The 12,377-nt window shown below is 51.4% G+C and carries 11 protein-coding genes and 1 pseudogene; 3 read left to right on the top strand and 9 right to left on the bottom strand.

All coding sequences use genetic code 11. The annotated features are described in order from the left end of the window. Nucleotides 1-108: 108 nt before the first annotated feature. Nucleotides 109-486, top strand: a complete 378-nt coding sequence (locus tag JVX88_RS24255; protein WP_211621018.1) for a hypothetical protein — start codon at nt 109-111, stop codon at nt 484-486. On the opposite strand, the gene JVX88_RS24250 is transcribed toward JVX88_RS24255, so the two are convergent. Beyond that, entirely contained in the window at nt 440-1,243 is an 804-nt protein-coding gene (locus JVX88_RS24250; protein ID WP_317134424.1) for an ABC1 kinase family protein, read from the bottom strand. The genes JVX88_RS24255 and JVX88_RS24250 overlap by 47 nt on opposite strands. A gap of 679 nt (nt 1,244-1,922) precedes the next feature. On the opposite strand from JVX88_RS24250, the gene JVX88_RS38995 reads away from it, so the two are divergent. Beyond that, the gene (locus tag JVX88_RS38995; protein WP_225931161.1) at nt 1,923-3,053 is read left to right on the top strand and encodes an alkaline phosphatase PhoX; all 1,131 of its coding nucleotides are present in this window, start codon (nt 1,923-1,925) and stop codon (nt 3,051-3,053) included. A 12-nt stretch (nt 3,054-3,065) separates the two neighbouring features. Here JVX88_RS38995 and proS read toward each other — a convergent pair whose 3' ends face one another. Continuing rightward, the gene (gene proS / locus JVX88_RS24240; RefSeq protein WP_317134423.1) at nt 3,066-4,298 is read right to left on the bottom strand and encodes a proline--tRNA ligase; all 1,233 of its coding nucleotides are present in this window, start codon (nt 4,296-4,298) and stop codon (nt 3,066-3,068) included. A gap of 736 nt (nt 4,299-5,034) precedes the next feature. On the opposite strand from proS, the gene JVX88_RS24235 reads away from it, so the two are divergent. Then, nucleotides 5,035-6,246 carry an Rne/Rng family ribonuclease gene (locus JVX88_RS24235; RefSeq protein ID WP_317134422.1) on the top strand — a complete coding sequence of 404 codons (1,212 nt, stop codon included), beginning with the start codon at nt 5,035-5,037 and terminating at the stop codon, nt 6,244-6,246. Between the two features lie 52 nt (nt 6,247-6,298). On the opposite strand, the pseudogene JVX88_RS44370 reads toward JVX88_RS24235, so the two are convergent. The 7 genes and pseudogenes from JVX88_RS44370 to JVX88_RS24200 form a co-directional block, all read right to left on the bottom strand. Beyond that, nucleotides 6,299-6,541, bottom strand: a pseudogene (locus JVX88_RS44370) (CAP domain-containing protein); the annotation flags it as partial. 293 nt (nt 6,542-6,834) lie between these two features. Then, on the bottom strand, nt 6,835-7,431 hold the full coding sequence (locus tag JVX88_RS24225) for a DUF4126 domain-containing protein (protein WP_211621015.1): 597 nt from the start codon (nt 7,429-7,431) through the stop codon (nt 6,835-6,837). Nucleotides 7,432-7,444: 13 nt separating this feature from the next. Then, entirely contained in the window at nt 7,445-8,263 is an 819-nt protein-coding gene (locus tag JVX88_RS24220; RefSeq protein ID WP_211621012.1) for a sensor histidine kinase, read from the bottom strand. 535 nt (nt 8,264-8,798) lie between these two features. Continuing rightward, complete coding sequence (locus JVX88_RS24215) at nt 8,799-9,701, bottom strand: 3'(2'),5'-bisphosphate nucleotidase CysQ (RefSeq protein WP_225931160.1); 903 nt, start codon at nt 9,699-9,701, stop codon at nt 8,799-8,801. Between the two features lie 38 nt (nt 9,702-9,739). After that, nucleotides 9,740-10,036: an N-acetylmuramoyl-L-alanine amidase gene (locus JVX88_RS24210; protein WP_211621009.1), complete on the bottom strand. Its 297-nt coding sequence runs from the start codon at nt 10,034-10,036 to the stop codon at nt 9,740-9,742. Continuing rightward, nucleotides 10,033-10,515 carry a type II secretion system F family protein gene (locus tag JVX88_RS24205; RefSeq protein WP_211621006.1) on the bottom strand — a complete coding sequence of 161 codons (483 nt, stop codon included), beginning with the start codon at nt 10,513-10,515 and terminating at the stop codon, nt 10,033-10,035. Before JVX88_RS24205 ends, JVX88_RS24210 begins: the two co-directional genes overlap by 4 nt. A 145-nt stretch (nt 10,516-10,660) precedes the next feature. Then, a complete protein-coding gene (locus JVX88_RS24200) occupies nt 10,661-11,776 on the bottom strand; it encodes a type IV pilus twitching motility protein PilT (protein WP_211621003.1) in 1,116 nt (371 codons plus the stop codon). Between the last annotated feature and the right edge of the window lie 601 nt (nt 11,777-12,377).

Here is a 12,377-nt window from a genome sequence, read left to right as displayed (position 1 = left end):
TTCCAACTGTTAAACTCCTCGCGGCACTTGTGGGGACCAATTGGGAACAAACTGGAACCCAACTCAGACAAATACTGACAGACTCTTTTCTAGGGAATGAGATAGAACATGCCTCGTGTGTCGGCTTTGATGATGATGACGGCTGTGCTGGTTGACTGTTTGGCCCTGATGCCTGTGGCTCAAGCAATTGAGACAAACCAGGCTCCAAAACCAGCAGCTCATCAAACGGCGCTCGCTTCACCAGTCGCCCAAGCTCCTTTGCGTCCTCCGATTACTCGCCCCAATCGCTCTAACTCTGGCAATCGTCGTCCTGCGTCTAGCTCAAGCCAGGAGGAGTTTCGCTATCGCCTAGTGGTTGAAGGCAGCAGTGACAGCCTGTTGCGCCAGGTTCGTCGTGTGGTACCCGATGCCTTTCGCGCCTGGGTAGACGGTCGCCGTGTCATTCAAGCTGGCCTATTTGTGAGTCGGTCAGCTTATAGCCATTGATCCACTCCAAAGTCAGCACATGCCGGTTGCTATAGCGCCAATAAATCAACGGCACTTTGACGCTGGGGTCGTTTTGAAAATTGGCGGCAAACTTTTCAGCATTGCGGCCTTCGTTGAGGTAATCGACTTCCTCAAATAGCTTGGTGCCAAATTCGTCCACAATCAGCGTCAGGTCGTGTCCCAAATTCAGCGGTAGCCAGGGAGTCATCCAGCTAGCCGCCCAGCGCAGCAAATAGAGGTCCAGGGTCAGCACCGGCAGCAGATTAGGCCGCTGAACTTTGACCGCCACTTCTTCCCCACTGCGGAGTCGGGCGCGATACACCTGCCCCAAACTCGCGGCAGCTACAGGCTCAGGCGAAATTTCGCTGTAGGTTTCTTCAATGCTGCGGTCCAGTTCCCGTTCGATGATCGCAAAGGCAATTGGTGTCGGGAAGGGAGGTAGCCGGTCTTGCAGCTTGGTCAGCTCATCGAGGAAATCCTTACGGACCAGATCGGGTCGGGTGGAAAGGGCTTGCCCGACTTTGATATAGGTTGGTCCCAAATGAGTCAACAGCTGCCGTAGCTGCGTGGCCCGCTTCAGTTTGTTGGCTTCAACCTGGTTGAACCATTCGTCCCACTTCAGGCTCAAAATGAACCCAGAGAACAACCAGATGATAGTTAGAGCACGCCAAATCGCTTGCCAAGGGCGATAGCGGTAGTATTGACGAATAGCTTGCGGGTCGTAGCGCCGCATCTGGTCGAAGAAAGATTGAGTCACGTCTCCTACTGCCTCTCTAAATCGGATAGCTCCAAGATCTGCACAGGCGTTTATTGCATATCAAACTGTATTCAAACAGTTTCAGCATACTCGCACTGACTTACCCCTTGATTTGGGCAGTCTATGGAGGGCAGGAATCCGACCCAATAAGAGTGCCCGCATTGTTATTTGGAGGTTAACTATAGTATAAGAAACTACAAATTTTTCTTGGCTATTTTCCAGAAAAAGTTAATTTTCATATCATCAGGAACCCACTAGGTAGAATTCCTTATTGACTATGATTCCATAAAATCGAGGGTTTTGTCAGCGATCGATCAAATTTGACTCATTTATATCCATTAAGAAACCAATAGAAACAATAAGGTTTATTAACTCGATATTGAGAATTGCAAAAACTGCTCGCAACATTTGCTGCTGGCCTGCTTGGCCACTCCCCAGATGCCCATAGCACGATTACTGTTCTGGTTCAAATCCTGCTGACGCCAGAGCCAAACGGACGGCTAGCTGCCCATTTCCTTCGGACCTTCTATCGGACCTTAATGTTGGGATTACGCTAGCTTAAATCGACCTTGGTAAGTTCTCTCCAGGAGGATCTGTGCGCGTTAAACATGACACAGAACTCAATCGCAAGACAAGCGCTCAATTCCTGAGTTCCATTCCTACGAGAGCAGAACTAAAAATGGCAATTAAACGGAGACATTTCCTAGCATTTTTGGGCGCAGGTGCAGGTTCCTTAGCGTTCCAGCCTTTGATGCATCAAGGGCGAGATCAGATGACTTCTCTATCGTTGAACGGCGAAGCTGCATTTGCTCAGACCGGCGGCGTCAGTTTCAAGCCTGTCCGAGGACCGATGCCTCTGCCAACCGATGGTTTAGATCGACTCAAACAGCTCAGCGACTACAGCCAATACACGGTTGTAGATGATGTTGTGCTGCCGGAAGGCTATACCTATCAAGTGATTGCTGCCTGGGGCGATCCGGTAGGCGATTCCCGCTTTGGCTATAACAACGATTATTTATCCTTTGTAGAAACCAGTCCGAACGAAGGTTATCTGACAGTTAACTTTGAGTACATCAGCGCCCTTCCCTGGACCCAAACCTTCCAGCAGGTGATTGGCAAAGCGCTGCCCTTTGAGGCCGTAAGCCTCTATGAAAAGCTGTTTGATGCCGATCCGGGTTGGCTGGGACCGAAATACCTGAAGCACTTTTGGGACGAGCCGAGTTGGGCAACCCGCTTCCAGATGATTCAGCAGGCCCGCAACGGTGGCTCCATGACGCCGGCCATCATGACTCAACTGCGGCGTGCCCACCATGACGGCAAACTGACGTTCTATGAGCAGTGCCAAGTGACGGAGGCCGCTTGGTTAGGCGATGGTTGGCAGATTACTTGCGCTCGTTCTCTGTCCGCGAATGCGCAAGCTGTGGAGCATTATCATCCCACCATACATCCCACTATACATCCCACCATACACGATCACATTCATTCCCAGCGCATTGAACGTATTGAACGTATTGATCGGATCTGGCTCGCCACCGGCTCCAAACTGGATGTGACGCAAGACTTACTTCTGGGGCAATTGTTGGAACAATCTCCCATCGATGTGGTGAATGGATTGCCAGTATTAGATGAGCATTTGCGCTGGCGGCCTGATAAACGATCCAATGAACTGGCCGGTGAGCTGTTTATTATGGGTGGGTTGGCAGCGCTTCAGGTAGGGCCAACGGCTCGCAACCTATCGGGGGCTAGAATGGCGAGCGAGCGGATTGTCCCAGCCATCACTAAGCCGACCCTAGCCATGACGTTTCGCTAAAGCGCATTCATATTACCGATTATTCTTATCTCCATTCATCGCTTCATCAATCCAGCGTTTGATTGTCGGAACAACTTCGTGAATCGAAATTTCCTCAGTTTCGCGGCTAGCGCGTTTCACCACTTCCACCTTGCCCTGCTGAATCGAGCGTCCGGTGACGATCCGGTAGGGAATGCCGACCAGATCCGCATCTTTGAATTTGACGCCAGCTCGTTCATCGCGGTCGTCTAACAAGGCTTCGACGCCGGCTTTAGTGAGTTCGCTGTAGATCACTTCGGCTGCCGACACCTGGTCGTTATCGTTGATGTTGGGAATCGTCACGATCACCTGATAGGGGGCAATCGCCACCGGCCAGATAATTCCGTCCTTGTCATAGGATTGTTCCACCGCTGCCTGAGCCAAGCGCGACACGCCAATTCCGTAGCAGCCCATCACCAGCGGCATTTCCTCGCCCTGTTCGTTGGTGTAGGTGGCTCCCATTGCTTTGGAGTACTTGGTACCGAGCTGGAAAATATGGCCGATTTCGATGCCGCGAGCGCTCTGCAAGGTTTGCTTCGGGTCATGCACCGCCCGATCGCCCACCATCGCTTTGCGCACATCCACAATTAGCTTGGGTAACTCATATTGTTTACCCCAGTTGGCTCCGGCAACGTGATAACCCGACTCGTTTGAGCCGGTCACGAAGTTCTTCAGTTCCACTGCCGTTTTATCCACCATCCGCAAGAACTTGGGCGCTAGATTTTTGGTTTTCTGGATGTAGTTATCGGCCAGATCGGGAGCAATATAGCCCAGCGGTAACGGTTTAGCCGCCCACTGCTGCTGATCTTCTTCGCTTGGCACCTTCAGCCCAATCACGGCGCTGCCGCCGTACTCAGAGGCCAATTTGCTCAACTCGTTTTGCAGCTTCACTTCATTTACATCCTGATCGCCCCGGATGCTGACCAGCACCAGTACATTCATGCCGTTGTCGTAGGTGACTTGATACAGCACGTTCTTCAGGATCAGCGTCGGTGAGCATTTCAGCAGCTCAGATAAACTGGCAATGGTGGGGGTATTGGGGGTATCCAGCTTTTCAAACTTTTTGTAGGGAGAAGCGGCAGCATCGGCGGGAAGGGAAATCGCCTTTTCCACGTTAGCGGCGTATTGGCCATCTTCGGTGTAAAGCACTTCGTCTTCGCCGGCATCGGCCAGCACCATGAACTCTTGGGACCCAGAGCCACCAATCGCGCCAGAATCCGCATCCACGGCCCGAAAGCTCGACCAGGTTATTGTTCAGATTCAGTTCAGATTTAACAGTGCATTTGCAAAGCATGTGTTTAGCACAGGCCTCTTGCTCGCTGTGGGCACAGCCTCTTGCTCGTGGTAGGCAAGGTAACTGCACTTTATCTGTCGCTAAATGGGTTGAACAATTCAGAAGGTCAAAAGGCGGCTTAGAAGGCGGTAGTTTGCTCCTGCCCTTATCTTGTAGAATCCCACCCTACCAGATTGGCTTATGGAGTTTTTATAAACTTTTGCCCACCGTTTTAGCAAAATGTTTGTTGTACTTGTGGCGTAAAACTTTGTCCGCGCTATAATCTTTGCAAGAGAAGCCGTTGCAGACTCATTTCTCTTTCCGGTTGCTAGTGATTCAATCGGTGCCAGATACAGGGCGAAGTCTGCTTCTGCAAAGTTTTTGTCTTACTTCCAGTTCCTGGGTGCCTGTCTTCCTAGAAAGGTATCGAGCGAAGGGTTCTATTGTTTGATTGTTGTTCAATCATTGAGTGCTTTAGAGATCCATACCAGCTTTCCTAATGCTTGCTGGGCGCTTTCCGCTATCTTAGTCCGCTATCTAGGGTTGACCCCTCTGAGATCAATCGAAGTAGGATGTCTCGGAAAAATAGACTGTGCCATGTCAGAACTCGGCTATGAAACTGCCTGTACCAGCGTCGATGGCACAGATAGAGTTAGTGCCTTCAATGCTGAAAATTTTTGAGGAAATTGAATGCCAAAGCAAATTATTATCGCTGAGCAGCACCGGATTGCTGCCGTTTTTTCGGAAGATCAAATTCAAGAGTTGATCGTTGCTAAGGGAACCCATCAGGTTGGAGATATCTATCTAGGCGTTGTCGAAAATGTCTTACCGGGTATTGACGCCGCGTTTGTAAATATTGGTGACAGCGAACGCAACGGGTTTATTCACGTTACTGATTTAGGGCCACTGCGGCTGAGAAAATCTGCCGGTTCCATCACAGAACTACTTGCTCCGCAACAAAAAGTGCTTGTGCAGGTCATGAAGGAACCGACCGGCAACAAGGGGCCGCGTTTGACCGGGAACATCAGCCTGCCAGGGCGCTACCTAGTGCTGATGCCCTTTGGTCGCGGCGTCAACTTGTCCCGTCGGATCCGCAATGATGCCGAGCGCAATCGACTCAGGGCACTCGCCATTTTGATCAAACCGGCTGGAATGGGACTACTGGTCCGTACCGAAGCGGAGGGCATGGCCGAAGAAGCCATCCTAGAAGACCTGGAAACCCTGCAGAAACAATGGGAAAGTATTCAGCAAGAGGCGATGACGCTGCGTCCGCCTAGCCTGTTAAATCGCGACGATGATTTCATCCAAAAGGTTTTGCGCGATGTCTACAGCGCTGACGTTAACCGGATTGTGGTAGATTCTCATACGGGTTTGAAGCGCGTCAAGCAACACTTGGTCAACTGGAGCGGCGGCAAAAGTCCTCAAGGTGTGTTAATCGACCATCACCGTGACCGAGTGCCAATTTTGGAGTACTTCCGCGTTAACGCTGCAATTCGGGAAGCACTCAAGCCCAGGGTTGACTTACCCTCTGGTGGCTATATCATTATTGAGCGCACGGAAGCCCTGACCGTCATTGATGTCAACTCTGGCTCCTTTACGCGCTCCGCAACGGCCCGTGAAACGGTGCTGTGGACCAACTGTGAGGCCGCGGCAGAAATTGCCCGTCAGCTTCGTTTACGCAACATTGCAGGCGTGATCATCGTGGACTTCATCGACATGGATTCTCGACGTGACCAACTGCAAGTCCTGGAGCAGTTCAACAAAGCGCTGCGGGTTGACAAGGCGAGACCTCAAATCGCTCAGCTTTCCGAATTGGGCTTGGTCGAATTAACGCGTAAACGCCAGGGCCAAAATATTTATGAGCTGTTTGGGCAAACCTGCCCGACTTATAGTTGCCCATGATGTTGCGCAGATGCCCCGAACTTTTAAGCCACCCGTTTACGGCCTGGGCCGCCGGATTGCTGAAACCCGCATTGTAGGCTACGTTTTCGGCAGCAGCCCGGTAGGGAATCGTTTTGCCGATTGTTTGAATGCGAGTGCTAAAACCGTTATGGCTCAAGGTACGGCTATTCGCCATATTTTGGCTATGCTGACGCGCCTGTTGGTTGATAGTGGCATTGCGCGTTAGTGGAGCCAATCCTCTCTGCTGACGATACTGGTTGATCTGCTGAAACACAGATTGTTCCAACGTCGCCATCGAGGAGTTGGCGGTGGCCCGCTTGTTGACCCGCATTCGAGATTGACTGAACGCCGATCTGGTTTGGGATCGGCCTAGCTCAACCGCCAGTTGGGTACGCGCAGGCGTAACTGTAGGCACTCTGTTGTTCATTAAAACACCTCCAAGAGTGTCTGATTTGCCGCCTTCAGGTTAGTAGAGTTGCGGTCCCCCGGGTGTGATCGAGATCGATGACTAATCGCTCAACAGACCCATTTGCCATCGTATCTGCTATCTTGCTTGCTATCTCAATTGGCTATTTCTCTGAGCATCTACTAGTCTGGATCACGCTTGTACTGACGCGGATTGCGACTATTTCTGGCACCCGCCTGCTGAATATACCAGCGTCGCCATTCAGTTGAACTGCGAATTGTCAGCCAGAGTAGCAGCAGCGCCAGTAAGCCCCCCTGTTGAGGGGCATCAAAGGCGAGTAGGGCTAAAGCGACACAGAGAAAGTCTTGAATGAAGATCACCCAGATCGGCAATCCCCGTAGCCGATAGGACCAGCCTACCTGCACAAGGTGCAGCACAAACGCCAGCAAGCCACCCAAAATGGTTAACACCCAAGCCAAAGCAGCATCAAGTTGGGCGGTGCGAGCCACAGTCATGCCTACAATCCCACCCACAAGAGGACTGAACAAAAGCTGCACGATTTGCAACAGCCTCTGCCCCAAGCGCTCCTTTGAGAACAGGAGTTCCACCAGCGACCAGCTCACCAGTACCCCTAAGACAATCGGCGGCGGAATTTGTGACAAAATCGGTACATTGGCCCAGAGGTTATCGCTGTAGAGCAGGCCAATCAGCAGCAGTGGCAGGCCAATTCGCATCCCCACCGCAGCCGAAAGCGAGAGGGCGGCTAATACTTCCAGCATTGGTCACCCTCCCTTAAAGCAGCAAATCTGCCGAATCGGTCAACGGTGCTGCCACCATCACCGGATCTTGATACAGCGGTACGGTGAAGGTCACGGTGGATCCCAACCCTTCGCCCATGCTGAAGAAGTTCACCACTCCGCCCATCGCTTCCACCAGCTTTTGAGAAATCGCTAACCCCAAGCCAGTGCCGCCATACTGTCGCGTCCGCGAGCCATCCACCTGGCTAAAGGTTTGAAACAGCTTGTCTTGCTTTTCTAGCGATACCCCAATTCCCGTATCGGCGACGCTAATTTTGACCATACCGGGCTTTTCTTCGCCCTGCACGACCACTTTGCCCGGAATTACTTCGGCGCTAATCGTAATGCTGCCCTCATGGGTGAATTTGATCGCATTGCCGACCAGATTCAGCATTACCTGCTTTAAGCGCTGGTAGTTGCCGTATAGGATCACCTCGTCTCGCGTATCAGGAGCACGAATCTCGAAGCTTAAATTACGCTGCTGAGCCTGCGGACGGGTGAACTTCTCGACATCAACCAGCAGGTCATCGAGCTTAACCGGGTTGAGATCAAGCTGCATTTTGCCCGCTTCAATTTTGGCAATGTCGAGAATGTCCTGAATCACATCCATCAAATGCATAGCAGAGCGATAGGCTTCGTCAATGCACTGACGCTGTTCTTCAGGTTCGTCGATCATGCCGTCTAGAATCAGCTTCAGAAAGCCAATCCGCGTATCAAGGAGTTGCTGCACATGGGCCGGGTTTTCCGCTTGAGCTGGAAGCGGCAGCAATAAGGTCGGCAACAAAGTTAGTGTTGCTAAAATAGAACGTTTCATATCCGTCCTCCGTAAAATCGAGATGCTACGCGGTTGCTTCAACGGCCTTCTGATTAACTACAGATGCAATACTGCAAATTCCGAAAGCAAACTCAAGGTTTGGTGTCACGGCACAACACTAAACCTCAGTTGCCTACCAGTTAAGTCAGTCGCTTAAGTACTCAAGAATGGCTTAAGGCCAGCCCACCAACAGCGTTGCTACAAAATGTCCAATTGGTAAGTTTCAACCGAAGCCCTAACTAGAGCCGCGAAGCGATATCCCCAACCTGCTTCTCCAACTCAAACCGATTGTGGCTCACGCGGATAGATTCACCAACCCAAGAACAACTCAAATAAGGAACACGGCTCAAACCACATTCGCAACCACACTTAGCAGTCATTGACACAGATATTGACACAGATGGTTACTAGCAACTTTCTAGCTTACTTATAGCGTAGAGTGTCAGACCCAAAATTGCCTCACCCGATTGAAGGAAATGCCGCTACCGTTTGCATTCGTTCTGCATTCATTCTGTGTGGCTAGAGGCAGAGCCTACTAAAATTGTCGTTCTGGTAATGGGCAACACTCTAAAACGGCTTGCTGCAGGCAGGGTAACAAAGCTGTCACATAGCTGCGCCAGCCAATAATGATGAGCTGCTGATGGGCTAAGGTTTGGGCGTTAATTCTATCGGACGTGAATCGTAAGGGTTCGCCGTTTAAGTCACAGCAAACCAAGCCAGCCGCTTGGGCCAAGGCAACCGGAGCTGTGGTATCCCATAGTTTGACGCGGCGATTCAGGTACAGGTACAGTCCAGCCTGACCGCAGATGACTTGCAGCACCTTGAGGCCAAAACTGCCAATCGAGCTAAACTGAGCAGCAGGAATCAGATGAGCAATGGCGCTACCAAAACGTTTCTGATCTCTATATCCCAACAGAATGGGGCAGAAGTTGGCGGACGGATGGGCCGGTTCGACTGGCTGGAGCGGTTCTGCCGGAGCCATCCCTGTGGCTTGAAATAGGCCAATCTCAGAACCACCGTAATAGAGCCGATTAACTGCTGGGGCGTAGATCCATCCTGCCGCCGGCTGATGCCCTACGAGCAGTCCGGCCATGACCGCATAGTGAGAGCGACCGTGAATAAAGTCATCGGTACCATCTAATGGATCTACAAACCACTGTCGATCGGCAGGGGTGGCAAAGGCGCTCCAGGAATCTGGATTTTCTTCGCTAATGATTTGATCTGCCGGAAATAAACGCGCCAATCCTGCGGTGAGTTGTTGGTCCAGAGCACGATCCACATCAGTGACATAGTCGTGCTTGCCTTTTTCATACACCTGAAACTCGTGGGCAGCCATTTGCTGGGCGGTCTGTCCGCAGCGTTGCATCAGTTGACGCATGGCTTGAATCTGGGCAGCGGTGAAGGGCGGCATGATCAGGGGTGGAGTGGAAGGAGTCAACTGTATTCTCGCTAAAGGCATCCACTCAACGGTAGCGACTAAAAAGTATCAACAATGTATTGCAGAATTCCACGAGCAACAGCTTTGGCCAGAAGCTCACGAAAGTTGGAGTCGGCCAGTCTAGGAGCATCTTCTGCGCCCGTCACAAATCCCAATTCAACCAGACTAGCTGGCATGTTAGTGCGTCGCAAAACAAAAAATCTGGCTTCTTTGACACCGCGATTGTTCATGCCAGTTGCCTCCAGCAAGCTGTCTAGCAGGTAGGCGGATAACTCTCGACCAGCCGCAGACGAGTAAAAATAGGTTTCGACCCCATTGACATCAGGGCGGCTCATGCTGATGGCATTGGCGTGGATGCTGACAAAAATATCGGCGTTGGCTCGCCAGCCTGCACCATGCTGACATAGAGACCATCAAAGCAATGGGGGTGCTTCCGCATTGCATCCGAGAGGTTGGTGCCCTGCTGCACATCGGCGCTAATTTCCTGAAGCGCTTTCTTGAGTTTAGGATTGGGGCACTGATCAGAAAGCACCCCTAATCCGCGCACTAAGGCGACTCCCGCATTGATCAACACGGCAAATTGGCGTGAAAAGACAGCCTTGTCCTTCACCGTGACGCTGGTTAAAGCTGTTTGGATGTCCTTGAGGTCAAGGGTACTGAGTTTTTCAAACAGTCCCCGATCCTCGGTCAACTCTTGGACAAATAGCCCTTTTTCCCGTAGAGCCGTGCGAGCCTCGGACGGGGAGTTAGCCGTGATCTTTTCGCGTTTGGGGTTTCCTTTGGTGTCTCTCGCTCGAACGACATAGGTAGGCATAGCTTACAACCATCGAAGTGAAGAAATTCTCAGGGGAGTCAGGCGATTTTTCGTTCATCGTAGATCTATTTGTCTACAAATGAACTAGGCATGAACGATCTTTTTGAGCATCTCGCATTCGGCTGGTCACCTAATCAGGTGCAACCTACTTAGCGGCGGCGGACATACCGGGCTTGGCGGCCATCGGAGCGTTACCGATCAGGCGCTGCAATTCATCTGGGCGAGAGGTTTTGGACATGGCCGCCTCAAAGGAAATCGTGCCCGCTTTATAGAGATCGGCCAGTACCTTTTCTAACGTCACCATGCCCAATTTGCCGCCGGTTTGAATCGCCGAGTAGATCTGTGAGGTTTTGCCTTCCCGAATCAGGTTGGCAATCGCGGGCGTGACAACCATGATCTCTTGTGCCATTGCCCGCCCAAATTCACCAGGCTTGGGGTTTTTCTTGGCGACTAAGGTTTGGCTAAAGACGGCAACTAGTGAGTTCGAGAGCTGGACCCGCACTTGCTGCTGCCGCTCTGCTGGAAATACGTCGATCATCCGGTCTACGGTTTGGGCCGCGGAGCTAGTGTGCAGGGTAGCAAAGACCAAGTGGCCGGTTTCTGCGGCGGAGATGGCCAGCGAAATCGTTTCCAGGTCACGCATTTCCCCCACCAGGATAATATCTGGGTCTTCCCGCAGGGCAGCCCGTAGCGCATTAGCAAAGCTCTTGGTGTCTTCACCCAACTGTCGCTGGTGGATCAGGCTTTTAATCGGCTCGTAGACAAATTCAATCGGGTCTTCGATGGTCAGAATGTGTTCAGCGCGGGTGCGGTTAATCAGGTCGATCATGGCGGCCAGCGTCGTGGTTTTACCCGAACCCGTCGGACCCGTTACCAGAATCAGACCGCGTGGCTTTTCTGACATTTCCCGCACCACATCCGGCAGACCGAGTTTGTCGAAGCTGGGAATTTTAGAACTGAGCGCCCGTAAACAGGCGGCATAGGTGCCTCGATCTTTATAGACATTCACCCGAAAGCGAGCCAAGCCTTTAACGCCGTAGGAACAGTCTAGCTCCCAGTTTTGCTCTAGGTTTTTTCGCTGCGTGTTGTTGAGCATGCTGAAGATCAGCCGCTGACATTGTTCGGCCGTCATTGGTTCATCGCCAATCGGGGTGAGATGACCGCTAATCCGGAAATAGGGAGGCAAACCAGCCGACAGGTGCATATCAGACCCGCCCATTTCGATTAGCTGTTCCATCAAGTCTTCGATCATTAGCTCCATAACGTTCTCTCCTTATGCCAGGGTTATGCCAGGGAAGTGCGTGAGTGCTGTCGGTCGAACAGCGGTCAAATAGCAAAAGTTTGTAGGGAAATCAAAACTGAGATTTGCTGCTCTGCCAACAAGTAACGTCAGCCGGCAATTTAATCTTGAAATCTGGGCGTTGTGCAGTAGGGGCAGTCCAGCCATTCCTGCTTCAGCTCAGCACCACAGCAGCGACAGGTAAGCGACAATTTATTGGTGAATCAGGCTATTAGCCCGATTTTAGTGGCGGAACCCAGTCAAACAATGAACTTACTATCGCTAAGCCACAGTCTCAATCCCGAAGTACAGATCCAGCTTCTGCCGCTCGAGCAAATAGACACCGTGTTGTCATCCTGTCAAAACTATTTCGTGTTCAATCCCTCACCCCAGCTCGTAACAAAATTACATCAAATAAAAACACTCAATTTTCAACCAATTTACCAACCTCAATTAATCACAAACCAGGATGTTCACCTGTCTTTAGCAAAAACCCAATTTACCGTCTGCAGCAATCCCTGACGATTCCCAAACAAGAACCCGCATTGAATTTTCTATAACTGCAGAATGATTAACATTTCGG

It is taken from the genome of Leptolyngbya sp. 7M (assembly GCF_018128485.1).
Note: the sequence above shows the minus strand (reverse complement) of the source record. Positions and strands in the feature narration are given on the sequence as shown.

Excerpts from the sequence above, each read along its gene's own strand:
- JVX88_RS24255 (WP_211621018.1), top strand. The coding sequence starts at position 109 with ATGCCTCGTGTGTCGGCTTTGATGATGATGACGGCTGTGCTGGTTGAC.
- JVX88_RS38995 (WP_225931161.1), top strand. The coding sequence starts at position 1,923 with ATGGCAATTAAACGGAGACATTTCCTAGCATTTTTGGGCGCAGGTGCA.
- JVX88_RS24235 (WP_317134422.1), top strand. The coding sequence starts at position 5,035 with ATGCCAAAGCAAATTATTATCGCTGAGCAGCACCGGATTGCTGCCGTT.
- JVX88_RS24220 (WP_211621012.1), bottom strand. The coding sequence starts at position 8,263 with ATGAAACGTTCTATTTTAGCAACACTAACTTTGTTGCCGACCTTATTG.
- JVX88_RS24205 (WP_211621006.1), bottom strand. The coding sequence starts at position 10,515 with ATGCCTACCTATGTCGTTCGAGCGAGAGACACCAAAGGAAACCCCAAA.
- JVX88_RS24225 (WP_211621015.1), bottom strand. The coding sequence starts at position 7,431 with ATGCTGGAAGTATTAGCCGCCCTCTCGCTTTCGGCTGCGGTGGGGATG.
- JVX88_RS24200 (WP_211621003.1), bottom strand. The coding sequence starts at position 11,776 with ATGGAGCTAATGATCGAAGACTTGATGGAACAGCTAATCGAAATGGGC.
- JVX88_RS24210 (WP_211621009.1), bottom strand. The coding sequence starts at position 10,036 with ATGAGCCGCCCTGATGTCAATGGGGTCGAAACCTATTTTTACTCGTCT.